The sequence below is a fragment of the Campylobacter canadensis genome, assembly GCF_013177655.1.
Classification (GTDB): domain Bacteria; phylum Campylobacterota; class Campylobacteria; order Campylobacterales; family Campylobacteraceae; genus Campylobacter_E; species Campylobacter_E canadensis.
The window spans coordinates 1,786,587-1,806,731 of record NZ_CP035946.1; the positions used below are offsets into that span (position 1 = coordinate 1,786,587).

Here is a 20,145-nt window from a genome sequence, read left to right on the forward strand (position 1 = left end):
AAAATTATACTAGCTGTAAATCTTAAATTTTAATTAGTTAATTAAAAGGAGAAAAAATGCAAGAATTTTTTATGAAGTTTTTTAACTTTTCTGAACCACTTGCGATTTTATTTTTGTTTATTTATGCTGGAATTTGCTTTTTACTAAATAGACTTTCATACAATGTAAACCTTTCAACTAGAATGATGGTAGCCTTGGTAATAGGGTTACTTTTTGGCTTTTTAGCGCAACTTAGCGCTGCTTTTCCAGATAAAAGCACTGATGTACTTTGGCTTGAGCAAGTTAGAATTTGGCTAGCCTTTGTAGTTAGTATTTTTGTTTCATTATTAAAGCTTATGATTGTGCCTATTGTATTTTTTGGTATTTCATCATCTTTATTAAATATTGATAATAAAATAAAAATTAAATCTTTACTAGCTAGGTCTGTTTTTTGGTTAATCTTTACTAGCGTAATTGCTAGTTTAATTGGAGTATTTTTAGGATATATATTTAATCTAGGTGCTAGCGAATTAGTAGAAAGCACAAAAAGTTTAAAAGAAAGTAGAACTCTAAGTGCAATCTTATTAGGTTTAATGCCGCAAAATATTTTAAAAGCAATGAGTGAAAATAACATTGTAGGTGTTATTTTAGTTGCATTTTTATTTTCTATGGCAGCAAGAAAATTAGCGCTCAAGGAAGAATTTAAAGAAGCTTTTAATACTTATAAAACTTTAATTTTATTTATTAATAAAATAATAATGAGTGTTGTAAATAGCATAATTACTATTATGCCTTATGTAATTGTTGCTATGATTGCAAATGTATTAATTGCAAATGGTTTTAATGCTATTAAACAAGCAGGGTTATTTATAATATTAACTTATGTTGCAGGAATTTTAATGCTTTTTGTATATGCAATATTATTACTTTTACATGGCTTAAATCCTATTAGCTTTTACAAAAGAGTGTTTCCTAATTTATTAATTGCATTTACTTCTCGTTCATCTGCTGGAGTTTTACCGATTACAATTAGTACTTTACAAAAAAAATTAGGCGTCAGTGAAAACACTGCAAATTTCACTGCTGGGCTTGGAGCTACGATAGGTATGTGCGGCTGTGCTGGTTATTATGTTGGCTTGGTAGCAATTTATTTGCTAAATAGTGTAAATATACCATTAAGCATTTCTTATGTTATTTTAATAGCAATAATTACAATAATAGGCTCATTAAGCATAGCTGGAATTCCTGGAATTGCTATTGTGGCTGCTTCAATTATGATAACTGGTTTAGGTTTAGAACAACACTTTTATTTACTTGCTGTTGTTTTAGCAATAGACCCTATTATTGATATGGTAAGAACAATGAGCAATGTAAATGGGGCGTTGTGTGCAGCGGTTTTTATAGATAAGGAAGAAAAAAATTTAACAACATTTAAGGAAAATTATGAAAGAGATTGATTTTAATGATTTTAAAGCTTTAAAAGATGAAAAAGCCATTGTTTATTTTGGTGCAAATTGGTGCAGAGATTGTAAATTTGCTAAACCAATTTTGCAAGATTTAGCAAAAGAATTTAAAGATATTTGCTTTTATGAAGTTGATGTTGATAAAGATGAAAACATAAGAGATTTAATGTCAATTCGCCATATACCGACAATTTTATTTTTGCATAATTTGCAAGAATTCTCGCAAAGATTAGTTGAGCCAAAAAGCAAAGATGAAATTTACAAGCTTGTTTTAAACTTAAATAATGCTTGAAAACATAAGCTTAAATGCTATTTTAAAATATAAAAAAGTGCTAATTTTTTCTAAAGATGAAAAAGTTAGCGACTTTTTAAGTCTCTTAGCAAAGGCTTACGAAAATAAAAGGATATTATTTATTAGCAACTATATTTTTAACGCAAACAATATTTATCATTGTGATATTTTTAATGCTAAATTAGAAAAAATATTAAAAATTGCTTGCAAAAAAGTATTTTTAAAACAAATATATCCTTTTGATTTAATAATTATTGACAACCTTGCTTTTGTAGATAAAAAAATTATTGCTCTTTTAAATAAAATCAATATTCATTTAATTTGCACTAGCTATGAAAGACAAAACTTATTTATGCTAAATGCTAAAATTGCACATTTTTACTATCAAAAAAATACAATTTATTTAAAATCTAAAGAATGTATTTTTAAATACAACTTAATTGAGAAAAATATAAAATGTAAGAATATTTTTAAAGCGAATAAAATTAATTTTAATTTAGATGATGAAGTTGAGTTTTATTTATCTTGCATAAAACAAGGCTTTAAATTTAGAGATTTTAGAGCAAAAAGAAAGTATGAATTTACAAAATTAATATCAAATTATCAAATTAATAATTTTAAACACAAGACTATGTTTAAAAAAGATTTTTTTGACTCTAAAGAGCTTTTTTATAATTTTTATCCTAAATCAAAACTTTTGTGCAAGACAAAAATTTATTCATAAAACGAAATTTTTTTAAGATAAATACATATTTTAGTTTAAAAAAATTAGACAGATACAATCAGTCATAAATTTTTAAACTAAAAGATAACAAAAATTAAAAAAATTATAAAAATTTAAGAAATTTTCAGTTTAAATTAAGCTTTTTAGGGATATTATTCGCAACATCTTTGCATTGATAGTCGTGGCAAAATAGCCATTCAAGATTAATCTTAATAATTTTTATGAAAAAACATTTTTTTTGGTTAATTTAAGTAACGAATAATTAAGGAGAAAGTATATGAAATCAAGCGTTAAAATTATTTTAAGTAGCATTTTAGCTGCAACTTTATTAACAGGCTGCTTAACAATGTCTTTACAAACAAGTTCAACTATGACAAAAAGTATTTTTATTGACCCAGTGGCAAAAAACAAAAGAATTATTTTCTTAAATATTAAAAATACAAGTGGGCACGATGTTAATTTAGAACCAAAGCTAAGAAATGCTCTACTTGCAAAAGGTTATACAATAGTTGATGACCCTGATGCAGCTACGTATATTTTAAGTACAAATATTTTATATTGTGATAAAAAGCAAGAAAATAATGTTGGTAAAGGTGTAGCTGCTGGTGCAGTTGGTGGTGCGGCTGTTAGCGGATACAATGGCGGTGGTGCTGGTGGCGTTATTGCAGCTGGTGCAGCTGGTAGTTTAGTAGGTGGACTTATTGGAAAATTAACAGAAGATACAATTTGGCAAATGCAAGTTGATATCAACATTAAACAAAGAGCAAACGGTAAAGTATTAACATCTAATCAAAATGTAAGCGGACAAGCAAGTGTAAAAGATAGTAAAGCTACAGGCTTTATTAACTCTTTAGGCGGAGATGTGCGTGGAACAAAGGTTGGACAGTTTAATTCCAATCAAGTTGATACAGCAAATCAAACCTATGAAAGTAATTTTATTGAAAAAAGTACAATTATCTTTGCAGAAGCAGTTAAAACAGGTTTAAAACTACCTGAAGCAACACCTATTTTAGAAGATAAAATTGCAGGACAAATTGCAGGATTGTTTTAATCTTATTGTAACTTAAATTTAAAAAGCTTTTAGAATATTAAGAATATTTTAAGAGCTTTAAAAGCTGATTTTGGCTAAGCTTAACAAAAGGAGTTTAAAATGGCAAGTTTAAAAAAATCAAAGCACAAATCTCAGATTTTTCAAATGCAAAAGGCATAATGAATAAAAAAGAAATCAAAGCATTACCAGAGATTTTATGGCAAGATGAGGTGGTAAAAAAAGCTTGTAGTGGTGCATATAAGCTTGATATTGGTTTATTAGTAGCTACAAACAAAAGAGTAATTTTTATTAGCAAGACTTTATTTAGCTTAAAAGTAGAAGATTTTGCATATAATAACTTCAATTGAATACAGCACAGGTATGATTTTTGGCGATATTGTTATATACGCTGCAGGAAATAAAGCTAAGATAAAAGATATAGATAAACACGATGCAAAAGATATGGCTGAGTTTATTAGAGCTTTTATTTCTAATAATAGTGAAAACGAATTTGATTTAACAAAAGAAATTGAAAAACTAGCAAAGCTAAAAGAACAAGGTGTAATAAACGACGATGAATTTGCACAAATGAAAGCTAAGCTTATTGCTAAAATGTGATTTGACAAATAAGTTTAAATGAGTTAGAATATCACATAAAGATAGTTAATGTTATTTAAGGAACCTGTATAGATGGCACATAATAGCTTGGCATAACCAAGTGAAAACTCGGGGCTCTAGTCACTTAAATAACTAAGCCATCTCTATCTTTTTTGATAAATCACTTTACCTATGTTTAATTCTTTAAAATATTCTTCATTTTCACTTAAAAACATAGTTTTATTATTTATCACATCGCCTTTTTTATCAATTAATAATTTTTATTTTTGTACTTAGACTTTAGCTAGAGCTAAGTTTTATTTTACATTGTTACCCAACTAAGCTCATTTATCATAAAATAATATTTATCAAACCCATAATATGAATGAAACGCAGTTAAAAAGCGATAAACCTTATTTAAGATATGTCGCAGTAGGAGATTATAAAACTAGACCAAAACATCAAGTTTTTCATAATACAGTTTTGCCAAAAGATGACCCTTTTTGGAAAAACAATTATCCACCAAACGGGTTTAATTGCAGATGTAAAGTCCAAGCATTAAGTGAGGCAGAAGCCCAAAATTACGGCATAGGTAGAAAATCACTATTAAATCCTGCAGAAAAAGGATTTAATTTTAATCCTATTCAACCAGACAATACACTTTTTGTAATTCTTGAAGATAAAGTCAATTCTTTACATAGTGATATAAAAAATAAAGCTAAAACTATTATGAATAATGCTTATCGTGATTATGCTAGTCATGAAGAATATTATAAGAAAATAAAAGCTGGATACGATGAGTTTAAACCCCAATACGATGAGTTTATAAACCAAAGATTAAAAGAATTAGGACTAGAAAAAACAAATGAAGATATAGAAGAAGAGTTTAAGACAAAAATTATGGATATAACAAAAAAATTAAGCGATAGGGAACATGCTTTTTTGAAAATTGGAGATTTCAACGGGGCTGATATTTTTATAGATAAGTATCAAATCGCAACTCATTTAAAACACCATGATATTACACCACAAGATTACGCATTAATTGATAGGATTGTAAAAAATGGCGAAATAATAAAACAAAACGAAACAACAAATCCAAACAAAACCTTTATATATAGTATTCTAGGTAAACGATATAGGCTTATTTTAAGAGCCGATAAAGGTAGATTTTTAGTTGATAGTTTGATTTTTGATAGTGAGAAATTGGGCGGGCAGGGAAGACTAACTAATCGCAAGGTTGATAAGACCTTTTAAAGCCTCAGCAAATTCCCTAGAAGCGCTTTAAACCCCTCTATAATTACGCCTATCTAGCGTAAAGTTAAAGGTATTGTAAATAAATAATATTAAGGAGAGCTTAAAATGGGCTTGGATTTAGGAATAGGCATAAAATTAGCTTTTGATGGTTTTAATGGCATTAGAGATAAACAAACTTCTTTAAAAGTGCTTGGTCGTGTAGCAAAGCTAAGTGCTGATGATATGAATAAATTAAATGCAAGTATTACTAAGCTTAACAAACTTGATATAAAAACAAAATTAGCAAGTAAAGAGTTAAAAAATTTTAAAGATGAACTAAGTGGCAATTTAGCCCGAATTGGTGCTTTAGCTGTTCCTGTAAAATTAGCTGGAGATTATGAAAGTGCTTTAGCTGATTTTAATAATGCTGCTAAGCTTGATAATGCAGGGCTTAAAGAAATGAATGAATATTTTTTAAAGCTAAGCAATCAAGTAAATATTTCTAGTAAAGAATTAGCAAATTTAGGGCAAAACATAGCAAAAATGGGTGTTCCTAAAAACGATTTAAAGGACTATTTAAGCACAGCATCTAAGCTTCAAATGGCTTTAGGATTTAGTACAGATGAAACAAGCCAAATGCTAAGTACTTTAAATACTCATTTTTTAATAATAATCAAACTTATTAAAAACACTAAAAACTATTTATTTTTCTTATCTTTTTTAGTACTAATCTTTTATTTTTTCTTATCTTTTTAGCATTAATCTTTTATTTTTTCTTATCTTTTTTAGCATTAATCTTATTTATATTATCTTGATGCTTTTGCTTTATTTTTCTTTCTTTTTCTTCTAGCTTAGCTTCTTGTGCTTTTAGTTTATCTTTAGCCTTAGTTATCTTTTGCATTTCATAAGAATGTTTTTCTTCTTCTTTTATTTGTCTTAAACTTGTGTTATCTATTAAGCCATTATTACAATTACTTTGTATTCTTTCTTTTAAAGAATTTAAATAAGTAAGCTTTTCTTGATTTATCTTTTTAGCTGATTTAGCCTTTGTGATTTGATTATCTATTTTAGTTAATTCTACATTACATTCTGCAGCAAATAAAGTTATGTAACTTAAGCAAAAAATACTTAATATTTTTTTCATCTTGTCTTCCTTTTGTTTAAAATAAATTATATTATATTTATAATTTATAAATTTATTGTAATAAAAAAAGTATTTTTTTATATAAATTCTAAAAGATAAAAAATAGCTTGTTTATTTTATTATTAATAAGCATTACATCTGTTATATTAAGTTTATTTGCTATGTTTTTTGGATTTTTATTTAAACTTTGCTCCTTTATTTTTATTTATTATTTGCTTTTGTTTTTTTATTTGTAGTGTTTGTTTTTGTTTGTTGTTTGTTTTTTTGTTTGTAGCATTTATGTAGGTGTTTGTCTAGGTATTTGCTTTTGCGATAAGATTATTTCCTTTAAATACTCGTTATTACTTGCATATATATCATTTATTATATTTTGTACTTGATTTTGTAAGTTTTACTTTTTTGATTATATTATCTTTATAAATTAGCTTTTTATATTAGTATGAGATTTTACTTACTGCTATTGTGTTTTTTTAATGATTTCATCTTTATAGGTTGGATTTTCATCTAAGAATTTTATTAACTCATCATTATTCACGCTCTATACTCCTTTAATTTTTAAAAGAGTTTAGCCTTTTGTAAAATTTAGTTTTAGTGCTATAATCTTTAAAAAAAAGAGATTATAAAAAATATATATCTTAACCTTTAATTAAAAAGCTAAAATAATATGAATTTTATTTAAGCAATCTCATACAATCTCATACAATCTCATACAATCTCATACAAAAACATTTAGCATATAAATATAAAAACACATAATTAAGCTAAGTAAAAAACCTTATATTAATCCTTAAATTAAGTAAAGAAGTTAAGCTAATATGACTATTTATAATTTTTGTATTTAATAGTCTTTGTTTTCATTAAATAATCTAAACTTGATAAAGAGCTATTTATATATTGTCCTATTAATATCTACTTTTTAATACATAATAATTCATCTTTTAATACTTTTAATGTACTTAATATCTTTTAATATACTTAATAACTTTAAAAACTTTAATAGCTTAGCTTATTAATAATAAAAAACAAAGTAAATTCTTATACACTTTAATAAACATAAATAAAGTATAAAAATTAAGAGCTTAAATAATAAAAATAATAAAAATAATAAAAATAATAAAAATAATAAAGATAAAAATAAAACAATAAGACAAAGATAAAATTACTAAAGATAATTTAATAATTTTGTAATTTCACAATAAAATTAACCAAGATATTTAATCCAATAAAAACAAGTAAAATTATACAAGGAATAAAGATAAAAATAAAACAATAAGACAAAGATAAAATTATTAAAGCTATTAACAATAAAAACAAATAAAAACGATTATAAAAAGTAGATAAATAATAAAGTCTAAAAATAAAAAAAAGAATATTAACAAGTCTGCAACGAGTTACTTTCCCCATGCCAGTAAGGCGTAGTATCATCACCCACAATGTGCTTAGCTTCTTGGTTCGGGATGGGACAAGGCGTTTCCACATTTGTATAATCACAGACATTGTTATTTAAATCTATTCACAAGTAATAAACTTAAATAACAATGTAAGAGCAAGTAATCAACTTCTTACTAAACTTTTTAAAGCTAAAAGTGATGCAGTTATTTTAAAGGAGAGCTAAAAGAACGACTAAGACTAGACTTTGTGTCTGCCAAAGGAGTTCAACGACGCTATCGTTTAAAAAACAAGTCAATTAAAACCTTAGCAAGGAAGTAATGCTTATAAAGATAAGCGGACGGTCTATTAGTATTGGTCAGCTAAATGCCTTTCAGCACTTACACACCCAACCTATCAAGCAGCTAGTCTTGCTGCGACCTTAAGAGAAGATTCATCTTAGAGTTGGCTTCGAGCTTAGATGCTTTCAGCTCTTATCACTTCCAAACTTAGCTACGCTGCGATGCTCTTGGCAGAACAACAGCTACACCAGTGGTTTGTTCAACCCGGTCCTCTCGTACTAGGGTCAAATCTCTTCAATCTTCTTACGCCCACGGCAGATAGGGACCGAACTGTCTCACGACGTTCTGAACCCAGCTCGCGTACCGCTTTAAATGGCGAACAGCCATACCCTTGGGACCTGCTCCAGCCCCAGGATGCGATGAGCCGACATCGAGGTGCCAAACCTCCCCGTCGATGTGAGCTCTTGGGGGAGATCAGCCTGTTATCCCCGGGGTACCTTTTATCCTTTGAGCGATGGCCCTTCCACACAGAACCACCGGATCACTAAGACCGACTTTCGTCTCTGCTTGATGTGTTTATCTTGCAGTTAAGCTGGTTTATGCCTTTATACTCTACAAACGATTTCCAACCGTTTTGAACCAACCTTTGTAAGCCTCCGTTATTTTTTGGGAGGCGACCGCCCCAGTCAAACTACCCACCAGACATTGTCCTATATGAGGATAACTCATACTAGTTAGCTACCCAAATAAGAAAGAGTGGTATCTCAACAGTGGCTCATAATAAACTGGCGTCTATTACTCAAAGCCTCCCACCTATCCTGCACATTCTTATCCAAGTAGCAGTGTCAAGCTATAGTAAAGGTCCACGGGGTCTTTCCGTCTTGCCGCGGGTAGGAGGAATTTTCACCTCCACTACAATTTCACTGGATCCCTCTTTGAGACAGCTCCCATCTCGTTACGCCATTCATGCAGGTCGGTATTTAACCGACAAGGAATTTCGCTACCTTAGGACCGTTATAGTTACGGCCGCCGTTTACTCGGGCTTCGATCAAGAGCTTCGCTAATGCTAACCCCATCAATTAACCTTCGAGCACCGGGCAGGCGTCACACCCTATACATCCTCTTACGAGTTAGCAGAGTGCTGTGTTTTTGGTAAACAGTCGGGAGGGACTCTTTATTGTAAGTTTCCTTGCTTTCGGAGTAAATCCTAATACAAGGCTAACCACACCTTATACCGAAGATACGGTGCTATTTTGCAGAGTTCCTTAAAGAGAGTTCTTCCACGCGCCTTAGAATACTCATCCCACCCACCTGTGTCGGTTTACGGTACGGGCAACATTATCTAAACTTAGAAACTTTTCTTGGCTCGACGGCATCAGCAAATCTTTCTTCCATCCGAAGACTTCAAAAATCCCATCAGTTCTCGGTGTATTCTTATACGGATTTTCCTGTATAAGCACCTACGACCTTAGACTAGCACTTCCATCAGCTAGCTTGCTTAGCCCTAAGCGTCCTTCCATCGCACAATAATGTTGGTATTGGAATATTAACCAATTTTCCATCGCATACCCCTTTCGGACTTTGCTTAGGACCCGACTAACCCTACGATGACGAGCATCGCGTAGGAAACCTTGGGTTTACGGCGTTAATGATTCTCACATTAATTATCGCTACTCATGCCTGCATGCTCACTTCTATACGCTCCAACGCTCCTTACCGGTACATCTTCAACGCATATAGAACGCTCTCCTACCACTTGCACTTAACTCTAAGTACTTTTTATTTATTCTAGCTCTTAGTATTTTAAAGAATAAGACTTTAAAGTAAAGCTTTTTATTAAATAATTAGAGTTAAGTGCAAGTCTACAGCTTCGGTACTTATTTTAGCCCCGTTATATTTTCCGCGCAAAATCACTAGACCAGTGAGCTATTACGCTTTCTTTAAAGGATGGCTGCTTCTAAGCCAACCTCCTGGTTGTTAAAGTAACTTCACATCGTTTTCCACTCAAATAAGATTTAGGGACCTTAGCTGGTAGTCTGGGTTGTTCCCCTCTTGACGACGGATTTTATCACTCGCCGCCTGACTGCTGTGATTACACTATAAGTATTCGGAGTTTGATAGGGTTTGGTACATTGGTGTATGCCCTAGCCCATTCAGTGCTCTACCCCTTATAGCTACTACACAACGCTATACCTAAATATATTTCGGAGAGAACCAGCTATCACGAAGTTTGATTGGCCTTTCACCCCTATCCACAAGTCATCCGGAGCCGTTTCAATGGCCGTCGGTTGGGTCCTCCACTAGCTCTTACACTAGCTTCAACCTGCTCATGGATAGATCACTTCGTTTCGGGTCTGCAGCATCTGACTTAATGCTCTATTAAAACTCGCTTTCGCTACGGCTTCGCGTTTGCTTAACCTTGCCAGACACCACAACTCGCAGGCTCATTATGCAAAAGGCAGTCCATCACACTGTATTGCTACATAGTGCTCTGAATGATTGTAAGCAAATGGTTTCAGGTTCTATTTCACTCTGATCACCTCAGTTCTTTTCACCTTTCCCTCACGGTACTTGTGCACTATCGGTCAAATAGTAGTATTTAGGGTTGGATAGTGGTCTACCCAGCTTCAGACAAGATTTCACGTGTCTCGCCCTACTCAGGATACTGCTAGGTATAAAAAAGATTTCATATACGGGAGTATCACCCTCTACGCTTTTGCTTTCCAGCAAATTCTACTATCTCTTTTAAGTCCATATTGCAGTCCTACAACCCCCAGTGCAAGCACTGGGTTTGCCCTCTTACGCTTTCGCTCGCCGCTACTAGCGTAATCTCTATTGATTTCTTTTCCTGTAGGTACTAAGATGTTTCAATTCCCTACGTTAGCTCCATTAGTGGTAATATATATCTCTATATATTGGGTTGCCCCATTCAGAAATCTACGAATCAAAGCCTCTTGACGGCTCCTCGTAGCTTATCGCAGTCTAGTACGTCTTTCATCGCCTCTATTTGCCAAGGCATCCACCATTCGCTCTTTATAGCTTACCTTTATATAATGTTTAAATATTTTTCATAAGAAATATATTTGCATGCATTATTGTTATTTTTTATTCTAAAACGCATTACTTCCTTGCTAAAGTTTTCTTAATCCAAGACGGAAAGCATTTGCTATTTTATATACTAGTAAAAGAATATATAAAATCGTGTCAGCAAAAGTTATAAACTTTTAAAACTTATTAATAAAGATTAAAAGTGATTAAGTCTTTAACAAGAATATGAAATTGTTTTACTTGCTTGTGACTCTTAACATTGATATGTAAAATAACTTATTTTATAACATTTAAAGTATTAATAAAATTGGATTTTTTATTTAATTTCTTTATCGTTAAAAAACATAAAGATGAAATAATACATTTTTAAGCTTAAAAAATACTTAAATATATAAAAAATATTTTTATAGTGTTTTATGGTGTTTTATTTTTGGAGGTGTTTTTTTGGCGGGGGGGGGTGATGGGTGATAAGCCATATTTACGCTATGTAGCAATTATGGATAATAGAGTAAGAGATAGCCACAAAGCCTTTCACGGACTTATTTTACCTAAAGAGCATTCTTTTTGGCGTAACAATTACCCACCGAATGGTTGGGGTTGTAGGTGTAAAACACAAGTATTAAGCCTTGATGAAGCTAAAGCACTTGGTTATAAAGAAAATGTTAAAGATAAAAGAAGCTCATTAAATGCTGCGGTGCGTGGATTTGATAATAATCCTATTGAGCCAAACAATGCTTTATTTAAAGTATTAGAAGAAAAGGTAAAAAGTGCCCCAGAAGAGCTAAGAGAACAAGCTAAAAAGATAATGAATAGCGCTTTTAAAGACACGCAAGAACATACAAAACGTTATAGTGCGATAAAAGATAGGTTTGATTATCATCAAAAACTTATGAAAGCAAAGGGGTTAGCACCGCTTGAGTATAAAAAATTTATTAATCATAAGGTGGGTAATTTTGATGATAAGCAAAAAGCTAAAAGAGAGCAAAATCTAATTAAATTATGCGAATATAAGGGTAAGGGGGTATTTATTGATGAATATCAAATCGCAAATCATTTTTATCATACAAATATAGGTGCGGTGGATTATTCGCTAGTGCCACAAATATTAAAAGGTACAGATGAAAAAGGAAATAAAGCACATTCTATAGTTTATAAAAACATTCTTGGATTTAAATATAAGCTAGTTATAAAAGATACAAACGGAAAAATATATGTTGAATCACTTACAAAAGATGGAGAATGATGGGTAGCTGGGGTCAGATAAAGGAATGCCTTGTGAGCGACACATTAATACCCTGCATAAACGCTTATCTTTTACACATTAACCCCTTAACTTTCATAGGCGCTACCTATGTAAAGGTAAAGGGCATTATAAATAAACATTATTAAGGAGAAATTAATGGATTTACAGTTTGGCTTAGGGCTAAAGTTAGCCTTAGGTGGATTTGATAAGCTAAAAACCCAGCAAGAACGCTTAGAAAAGCTTGGAAAGATAGCAAAGCTTAGCACGGATAAAATGGATAAGCTAACAAAAAGCATAAATAAGCTTAACCGCCTTGATATAAAAGCAGGACTTGCTCGTGAAAAATTACAAGCATTTAAAAATGATTTAGGCAAAAACATTGCTAAAATGGGTGCTTTAGCTGTTCCTGTAAAATTAGCTGGAGATTATGAAAGTGCTTTAGCTGATTTTAATAATGCTGCTAAGCTTGATAATGCAGGGCTTAAAGAAATGAATGAATATTTTTTAAAGCTAAGCAATCAAGTAAATATTTCTAGTAAAGAATTAGCAAATTTAGGGCAAAACATAGCAAAAATGGGTGTTCCTAAAAACGATTTAAAGGACTATTTAAGCACAGCATCTAAGCTTCAAATGGCTTTAGGATTTAGTACAGATGAAACAAGCCAAATGCTAAGTACTTTAAATACTCATTTTTTAATAATAATCAAACTTATTAAAAACACTAAAAACTATTTATTTTTCTTATCTTTTTTAGTACTAATCTTTTATTTTTTCTTATCTTTTTAGCATTAATCTTTTATTTTTTCTTATCTTTTTTAGCATTAATCTTATTTATATTATCTTGATGCTTTTGCTTTATTTTTCTTTCTTTTTCTTCTAGCTTAGCTTCTTGTGCTTTTAGTTTATCTTTAGCCTTAGTTATCTTTTGCATTTCATAAGAATGTTTTTCTTCTTCTTTTATTTGTCTTAAACTTGTGTTATCTATTAAGCCATTATTACAATTACTTTGTATTCTTTCTTTTAAAGAATTTAAATAAGTAAGCTTTTCTTGATTTATCTTTTTAGCTGATTTAGCCTTTGTGATTTGATTATCTATTTTAGTTAATTCTACATTACATTCTGCAGCAAATAAAGTTATGTAACTTAAGCAAAAAATACTTAATATTTTTTTCATCTTGTCTTCCTTTTGTTTAAAATAAATTATATTATATTTATAATTTATAAATTTATTGTAATAAAAAAAGTATTTTTTTATATAAATTCTAAAAGATAAAAAATAGCTTGTTTATTTTATTATTAATAAGCATTACATCTGTTATATTAAGTTTATTTGCTATGTTTTTTGGATTTTTATTTAAACTTTGCTCCTTTATTTTTATTTATTATTTGCTTTTGTTTTTTTATTTGTAGTGTTTGTTTTTGTTTGTTGTTTGTTTTTTTGTTTGTAGCATTTATGTAGGTGTTTGTCTAGGTATTTGCTTTTGCGATAAGATTATTTCCTTTAAATACTCGTTATTACTTGCATATATATCATTTATTATATTTTGTACTTGATTTTGTAAGTTTTACTTTTTTGATTATATTATCTTTATAAATTAGCTTTTTATATTAGTATGAGATTTTACTTACTGCTATTGTGTTTTTTTAATGATTTCATCTTTATAGGTTGGATTTTCATCTAAGAATTTTATTAACTCATCATTATTCACGCTCTATACTCCTTTAATTTTTAAAAGAGTTTAGCCTTTTGTAAAATTTAGTTTTAGTGCTATAATCTTTAAAAAAAAGAGATTATAAAAAATATATATCTTAACCTTTAATTAAAAAGCTAAAATAATATGAATTTTATTTAAGCAATCTCATACAATCTCATACAATCTCATACAATCTCATACAAAAACATTTAGCATATAAATATAAAAACACATAATTAAGCTAAGTAAAAAACCTTATATTAATCCTTAAATTAAGTAAAGAAGTTAAGCTAATATGACTATTTATAATTTTTGTATTTAATAGTCTTTGTTTTCATTAAATAATCTAAACTTGATAAAGAGCTATTTATATATTGTCCTATTAATATCTACTTTTTAATACATAATAATTCATCTTTTAATACTTTTAATGTACTTAATATCTTTTAATATACTTAATAACTTTAAAAACTTTAATAGCTTAGCTTATTAATAATAAAAAACAAAGTAAATTCTTATACACTTTAATAAACATAAATAAAGTATAAAAATTAAGAGCTTAAATAATAAAAATAATAAAAATAATAAAAATAATAAAAATAATAAAGATAAAAATAAAACAATAAGACAAAGATAAAATTACTAAAGATAATTTAATAATTTTGTAATTTCACAATAAAATTAACCAAGATATTTAATCCAATAAAAACAAGTAAAATTATACAAGGAATAAAGATAAAAATAAAACAATAAGACAAAGATAAAATTATTAAAGCTATTAACAATAAAAACAAATAAAAACGATTATAAAAAGTAGATAAATAATAAAGTCTAAAAATAAAAAAAAGAATATTAACAAGTCTGCAACGAGTTACTTTCCCCATGCCAGTAAGGCGTAGTATCATCACCCACAATGTGCTTAGCTTCTTGGTTCGGGATGGGACAAGGCGTTTCCACATTTGTATAATCACAGACATTGTTATTTAAATCTATTCACAAGTAATAAACTTAAATAACAATGTAAGAGCAAGTAATCAACTTCTTACTAAACTTTTTAAAGCTAAAAGTGATGCAGTTATTTTAAAGGAGAGCTAAAAGAACGACTAAGACTAGACTTTGTGTCTGCCAAAGGAGTTCAACGACGCTATCGTTTAAAAAACAAGTCAATTAAAACCTTAGCAAGGAAGTAATGCTTATAAAGATAAGCGGACGGTCTATTAGTATTGGTCAGCTAAATGCCTTTCAGCACTTACACACCCAACCTATCAAGCAGCTAGTCTTGCTGCGACCTTAAGAGAAGATTCATCTTAGAGTTGGCTTCGAGCTTAGATGCTTTCAGCTCTTATCACTTCCAAACTTAGCTACGCTGCGATGCTCTTGGCAGAACAACAGCTACACCAGTGGTTTGTTCAACCCGGTCCTCTCGTACTAGGGTCAAATCTCTTCAATCTTCTTACGCCCACGGCAGATAGGGACCGAACTGTCTCACGACGTTCTGAACCCAGCTCGCGTACCGCTTTAAATGGCGAACAGCCATACCCTTGGGACCTGCTCCAGCCCCAGGATGCGATGAGCCGACATCGAGGTGCCAAACCTCCCCGTCGATGTGAGCTCTTGGGGGAGATCAGCCTGTTATCCCCGGGGTACCTTTTATCCTTTGAGCGATGGCCCTTCCACACAGAACCACCGGATCACTAAGACCGACTTTCGTCTCTGCTTGATGTGTTTATCTTGCAGTTAAGCTGGTTTATGCCTTTATACTCTACAAACGATTTCCAACCGTTTTGAACCAACCTTTGTAAGCCTCCGTTATTTTTTGGGAGGCGACCGCCCCAGTCAAACTACCCACCAGACATTGTCCTATATGAGGATAACTCATACTAGTTAGCTACCCAAATAAGAAAGAGTGGTATCTCAACAGTGGCTCATAATAAACTGGCGTCTATTACTCAAAGCCTCCCACCTATCCTGCACATTCTTATCCAAGTAGCAGTGTCAAGCTATAGTAAAGGTCCACGGGGTCTTTCCGTCTTGCCGCGGGTAGGAGGAATTTTCACCTCCACTACAATTTCACTGGATCCCTCTTTGAGACAGCTCCCATCTCGTTACGCCATTCATGCAGGTCGGTATTTAACCGACAAGGAATTTCGCTACCTTAGGACCGTTATAGTTACGGCCGCCGTTTACTCGGGCTTCGATCAAGAGCTTCGCTAATGCTAACCCCATCAATTAACCTTCGAGCACCGGGCAGGCGTCACACCCTATACATCCTCTTACGAGTTAGCAGAGTGCTGTGTTTTTGGTAAACAGTCGGGAGGGACTCTTTATTGTAAGTTTCCTTGCTTTCGGAGTAAATCCTAATACAAGGCTAACCACACCTTATACCGAAGATACGGTGCTATTTTGCAGAGTTCCTTAAAGAGAGTTCTTCCACGCGCCTTAGAATACTCATCCCACCCACCTGTGTCGGTTTACGGTACGGGCAACATTATCTAAACTTAGAAACTTTTCTTGGCTCGACGGCATCAGCAAATCTTTCTTCCATCCGAAGACTTCAAAAATCCCATCAGTTCTCGGTGTATTCTTATACGGATTTTCCTGTATAAGCACCTACGACCTTAGACTAGCACTTCCATCAGCTAGCTTGCTTAGCCCTAAGCGTCCTTCCATCGCACAATAATGTTGGTATTGGAATATTAACCAATTTTCCATCGCATACCCCTTTCGGACTTTGCTTAGGACCCGACTAACCCTACGATGACGAGCATCGCGTAGGAAACCTTGGGTTTACGGCGTTAATGATTCTCACATTAATTATCGCTACTCATGCCTGCATGCTCACTTCTATACGCTCCAACGCTCCTTACCGGTACATCTTCAACGCATATAGAACGCTCTCCTACCACTTGCACTTAACTCTAAGTACTTTTTATTTATTCTAGCTCTTAGTATTTTAAAGAATAAGACTTTAAAGTAAAGCTTTTTATTAAATAATTAGAGTTAAGTGCAAGTCTACAGCTTCGGTACTTATTTTAGCCCCGTTATATTTTCCGCGCAAAATCACTAGACCAGTGAGCTATTACGCTTTCTTTAAAGGATGGCTGCTTCTAAGCCAACCTCCTGGTTGTTAAAGTAACTTCACATCGTTTTCCACTCAAATAAGATTTAGGGACCTTAGCTGGTAGTCTGGGTTGTTCCCCTCTTGACGACGGATTTTATCACTCGCCGCCTGACTGCTGTGATTACACTATAAGTATTCGGAGTTTGATAGGGTTTGGTACATTGGTGTATGCCCTAGCCCATTCAGTGCTCTACCCCTTATAGCTACTACACAACGCTATACCTAAATATATTTCGGAGAGAACCAGCTATCACGAAGTTTGATTGGCCTTTCACCCCTATCCACAAGTCATCCGGAGCCGTTTCAATGGCCGTCGGTTGGGTCCTCCACTAGCTCTTACACTAGCTTCAACCTGCTCATGGATAGATCACTTCGTTTCGGGTCTGCAGCATCTGACTTAATGCTCTATTAAAACTCGCTTTCGCTACGGCTTCGCGTTTGCTTAACCTTGCCAGACACCACAACTCGCAGGCTCATTATGCAAAAGGCAGTCCATCACACTGTATTGCTACATAGTGCTCTGAATGATTGTAAGCAAATGGTTTCAGGTTCTATTTCACTCTGATCACCTCAGTTCTTTTCACCTTTCCCTCACGGTACTTGTGCACTATCGGTCAAATAGTAGTATTTAGGGTTGGATAGTGGTCTACCCAGCTTCAGACAAGATTTCACGTGTCTCGCCCTACTCAGGATACTGCTAGGTATAAAAAAGATTTCATATACGGGAGTATCACCCTCTACGCTTTTGCTTTCCAGCAAATTCTACTATCTCTTTTAAGTCCATATTGCAGTCCTACAACCCCCAGTGCAAGCACTGGGTTTGCCCTCTTACGCTTTCGCTCGCCGCTACTAGCGTAATCTCTATTGATTTCTTTTCCTGTAGGTACTAAGATGTTTCAATTCCCTACGTTAGCTCCATTAGTGGTAATATATATCTCTATATATTGGGTTGCCCCATTCAGAAATCTACGAATCAAAGCCTCTTGACGGCTCCTCGTAGCTTATCGCAGTCTAGTACGTCTTTCATCGCCTCTATTTGCCAAGGCATCCACCATTCGCTCTTTATAGCTTACCTTTATATAATGTTTAAATATTTTTCATAAGAAATATATTTGCATGCATTATTGTTATTTTTTATTCTAAAACGCATTACTTCCTTGCTAAAGTTTTCTTAATCCAAGACGGAAAGCATTTGCTATTTTATATACTAGTAAAAGAATATATAAAATCGTGTCAGCAAAAGTTATAAACTTTTAAAACTTATTAATAAAGATTAAAAGTGATTAAGTCTTTAACAAGAATATGAAATTGTTTTACTTGCTTGTGACTCTTAACATTGATATGTAAAATAACTTATTTTATAACATTTAAAGTATTAATAAAATTGGATTTTTTATTTAATTTCTTTATCGTTAAAAAACATAAAGATGAAATAATACATTTTTAAGCTTAAAAAATACTTAAATATATAAAAAATAAAAAATATTTTTATAGTGTTTTATGGTGTTTTATTTTTGGAGGTGTTTTTTTGGCGGGGGGGGGATAATTATGTATGGTGTTAAATAATACATATAAACTAAGATATAAACTAAGATATAAACTAAAATATAAACTTAAATATATTAGTTAAGGGCTAAAAATAATAAAAATAATAAAAAGATTAAAAAACCAAGCAAGTAAAATAAAGAAGTAAAAATAATTATAAGCAAATAAATTAAAAAACATTTATACTAACTTAATTTCTTTTCTTAGATATAAAAATAAATTAAAAACAATCTAAATTAGCTTAATTAAAATTAATACATTCGCTTTTATCTACTATTTTAGAAAAACCTATGTAATTAAGCTTTATGCAAATATAATCATCCTTGCTTGAAAGTTTTATATAATAGTGCTGAATACTATTAAAATCATATATATTACTTGATAAATTACCAAATTCATTAAAATAAATCGTACTAGTTTTTTTAATTTTTGCTTTATTATCATAATAATAAAAAGCAGCTTTAATAATATTTGCACTTTTACTTAAATTAGCTCTTGGGGTAAATAAGCTTTTATCTATACTAACTCCACTAAAAGGAGCTGCTATTAATAAGCTTTTATTTATATAATCTTTTACTATTTCATTTTTATCAGGATTAGAACTTGACTTACCAGCTTTGTCTGCAAAGATTGTATAGCCTATTTCTTTATTTTTAGAACAAATATATTTTTTGTATTTTGCATTATAAGTATTTGCTATACAATGAAACCTAAGTCTAAAATATTTTTTCTTATAATCATCATTATTTGCTCCATCATAAAAATCATAACTTAAAGCATTTATTTGTGCATACTTAATATCATTCATCAAAGCTCTTGCACTTTCTTCTAAGCTATTAATACTATGTATTTTAGATAATGCAACACTTGATAAGATTGCTATTATTACAATAACTATAACTAATTCTAAAAGGGTATATGCTTGTTTGTTATGTGTGAAGTTGTTTGCTTTGTTATTTAAAACCTTATTTAAGTCTTTATACTTGCCTTTGTTTGTGTTTAAAACTTTGCTTATATTTGTGTTTTTTATTTTATTGATACTTGTTGTATTGATAGTTAGTTTTTTGATAGATTTTGTATTAATATCTTGCTTGTTGATATCTTGTTTATTAATATCTTGTTTGTTGATATCTTTTGTATAAAAAGAATAAATAAGAAATGAATTTATGAAATTATTATTATATTTTTTAATGCTTAGCATAGATATTGTTACTTAACCTTTATTTTTATTTTATGTTTTTTAAATATTTTATATGATATTAGTAAAATAAATTAATGTAAATTAAATAATTGTATAAAAATAAAAGTTAAAGATGATGGGGGGGGGTGCATATAATTATTCTTTAATATCTAATTTTA

Annotated in this window: 13 protein-coding genes and 4 rRNA genes; 10 read left to right on the forward strand and 7 right to left on the reverse strand. The window is 31.0% G+C overall.

Annotation, left to right across the window (positions count from 1 at the left end):
• Positions 1–56: 56 nt before the first annotated feature.
• From CCANL266_RS08635 to CCANL266_RS08665, 8 genes are all read left to right on the forward strand, one after another.
• The gene (locus tag CCANL266_RS08635; protein WP_172234064.1) at positions 57–1,436 is read left to right on the forward strand and encodes a cation:dicarboxylate symporter family transporter; all 1,380 of its coding nucleotides are present in this window, start codon (positions 57–59) and stop codon (positions 1,434–1,436) included.
• Positions 1,423–1,734, forward strand: coding sequence for a thioredoxin family protein (locus CCANL266_RS08640; RefSeq protein ID WP_172234065.1), 312 nt, complete (start codon positions 1,423–1,425; stop codon positions 1,732–1,734). Before CCANL266_RS08635 ends, CCANL266_RS08640 begins: the two co-directional genes overlap by 14 nt.
• Positions 1,727–2,458 carry a hypothetical protein gene (locus tag CCANL266_RS08645; protein ID WP_172234067.1) on the forward strand — a complete coding sequence of 244 codons (732 nt, stop codon included), beginning with the start codon at positions 1,727–1,729 and terminating at the stop codon, positions 2,456–2,458. Before CCANL266_RS08640 ends, CCANL266_RS08645 begins: the two co-directional genes overlap by 8 nt.
• 277 nt (positions 2,459–2,735) lie before the next feature.
• Positions 2,736–3,509 (forward strand): complement resistance protein TraT, encoded by a 774-nt coding sequence (locus tag CCANL266_RS08650; RefSeq protein ID WP_172234069.1) that lies wholly within the window; start codon positions 2,736–2,738, stop codon positions 3,507–3,509.
• Between the two features lie 158 nt (positions 3,510–3,667).
• Positions 3,668–3,856 (forward strand): PH domain-containing protein, encoded by a 189-nt coding sequence (locus tag CCANL266_RS09620; protein WP_224316228.1) that lies wholly within the window; start codon positions 3,668–3,670, stop codon positions 3,854–3,856.
• Positions 3,834–4,106, forward strand: coding sequence for an SHOCT domain-containing protein (locus CCANL266_RS09625; RefSeq protein ID WP_224316227.1), 273 nt, complete (start codon positions 3,834–3,836; stop codon positions 4,104–4,106). Before CCANL266_RS09620 ends, CCANL266_RS09625 begins: the two co-directional genes overlap by 23 nt.
• A 360-nt stretch (positions 4,107–4,466) precedes the next feature.
• Positions 4,467–5,342 carry a phage head morphogenesis protein gene (locus CCANL266_RS08660; RefSeq protein ID WP_172234071.1) on the forward strand — a complete coding sequence of 292 codons (876 nt, stop codon included), beginning with the start codon at positions 4,467–4,469 and terminating at the stop codon, positions 5,340–5,342.
• A 105-nt stretch (positions 5,343–5,447) separates the two neighbouring features.
• Positions 5,448–6,077: a phage tail tape measure protein gene (locus CCANL266_RS08665; protein ID WP_172234073.1), complete on the forward strand. Its 630-nt coding sequence runs from the start codon at positions 5,448–5,450 to the stop codon at positions 6,075–6,077.
• 10 nt (positions 6,078–6,087) lie between these two features.
• Here the strand turns inward: CCANL266_RS08665 and CCANL266_RS08670 are convergent, their stop codons facing one another.
• The 3 genes from CCANL266_RS08670 to CCANL266_RS08680 form a co-directional block, all read right to left on the reverse strand.
• A complete protein-coding gene (locus CCANL266_RS08670; RefSeq protein ID WP_172230878.1) occupies positions 6,088–6,465 on the reverse strand; it encodes a hypothetical protein in 378 nt (125 codons plus the stop codon).
• A gap of 1,378 nt (positions 6,466–7,843) precedes the next feature.
• Positions 7,844–7,960, reverse strand: a 5S ribosomal RNA gene (gene rrf / locus CCANL266_RS08675).
• A gap of 222 nt (positions 7,961–8,182) precedes the next feature.
• A 23S ribosomal RNA gene (locus CCANL266_RS08680) occupies positions 8,183–11,181 on the reverse strand.
• A gap of 411 nt (positions 11,182–11,592) precedes the next feature.
• Between CCANL266_RS08680 and CCANL266_RS08685 the strand changes: the two genes are divergently transcribed.
• Both CCANL266_RS08685 and CCANL266_RS08690 read left to right on the forward strand, forming a co-directional pair.
• On the forward strand, positions 11,593–12,426 hold the full coding sequence (locus CCANL266_RS08685) for a phage head morphogenesis protein (RefSeq protein ID WP_244948137.1): 834 nt from the start codon (positions 11,593–11,595) through the stop codon (positions 12,424–12,426).
• A 156-nt stretch (positions 12,427–12,582) separates the two neighbouring features.
• Positions 12,583–13,212, forward strand: a complete 630-nt coding sequence (locus tag CCANL266_RS08690; RefSeq protein WP_172234077.1) for a phage tail tape measure protein — start codon at positions 12,583–12,585, stop codon at positions 13,210–13,212.
• A 10-nt stretch (positions 13,213–13,222) separates the two neighbouring features.
• On the opposite strand, the gene CCANL266_RS08695 is transcribed toward CCANL266_RS08690, so the two are convergent.
• The 4 genes from CCANL266_RS08695 to CCANL266_RS08710 form a co-directional block, all read right to left on the reverse strand.
• Entirely contained in the window at positions 13,223–13,600 is a 378-nt protein-coding gene (locus tag CCANL266_RS08695) for a hypothetical protein (RefSeq protein ID WP_172230878.1), read from the reverse strand.
• A gap of 1,378 nt (positions 13,601–14,978) precedes the next feature.
• Positions 14,979–15,095 (reverse strand): 5S ribosomal RNA (gene rrf, locus CCANL266_RS08700).
• Positions 15,096–15,317: 222 nt separating this feature from the next.
• Positions 15,318–18,316: ribosomal RNA gene (locus CCANL266_RS08705) — 23S ribosomal RNA — on the reverse strand.
• Between the two features lie 711 nt (positions 18,317–19,027).
• Positions 19,028–19,987, reverse strand: a complete 960-nt coding sequence (locus CCANL266_RS08710) for a prepilin-type N-terminal cleavage/methylation domain-containing protein (protein WP_172229949.1) — start codon at positions 19,985–19,987, stop codon at positions 19,028–19,030.
• Between the last annotated feature and the right edge of the window lie 158 nt (positions 19,988–20,145).

Excerpts from the sequence above, each read along its gene's own strand:
- CCANL266_RS08635 (WP_172234064.1), top strand. The coding sequence starts at position 57 with ATGCAAGAATTTTTTATGAAGTTTTTTAACTTTTCTGAACCACTTGCG.
- CCANL266_RS08640 (WP_172234065.1), top strand. The coding sequence starts at position 1,423 with ATGAAAGAGATTGATTTTAATGATTTTAAAGCTTTAAAAGATGAAAAA.
- CCANL266_RS08645 (WP_172234067.1), top strand. The coding sequence starts at position 1,727 with ATGCTTGAAAACATAAGCTTAAATGCTATTTTAAAATATAAAAAAGTG.
- CCANL266_RS08650 (WP_172234069.1), top strand. The coding sequence starts at position 2,736 with ATGAAATCAAGCGTTAAAATTATTTTAAGTAGCATTTTAGCTGCAACT.
- CCANL266_RS09620 (WP_224316228.1), top strand. The coding sequence starts at position 3,668 with ATGAATAAAAAAGAAATCAAAGCATTACCAGAGATTTTATGGCAAGAT.
- CCANL266_RS08660 (WP_172234071.1), top strand. The coding sequence starts at position 4,467 with ATGAATGAAACGCAGTTAAAAAGCGATAAACCTTATTTAAGATATGTC.
- CCANL266_RS08665 (WP_172234073.1), top strand. The coding sequence starts at position 5,448 with ATGGGCTTGGATTTAGGAATAGGCATAAAATTAGCTTTTGATGGTTTT.
- CCANL266_RS08670 (WP_172230878.1), bottom strand. The coding sequence starts at position 6,465 with ATGAAAAAAATATTAAGTATTTTTTGCTTAAGTTACATAACTTTATTT.
- CCANL266_RS08690 (WP_172234077.1), top strand. The coding sequence starts at position 12,583 with ATGGATTTACAGTTTGGCTTAGGGCTAAAGTTAGCCTTAGGTGGATTT.
- CCANL266_RS08695 (WP_172230878.1), bottom strand. The coding sequence starts at position 13,600 with ATGAAAAAAATATTAAGTATTTTTTGCTTAAGTTACATAACTTTATTT.
- CCANL266_RS08710 (WP_172229949.1), bottom strand. The coding sequence starts at position 19,987 with ATGCTAAGCATTAAAAAATATAATAATAATTTCATAAATTCATTTCTT.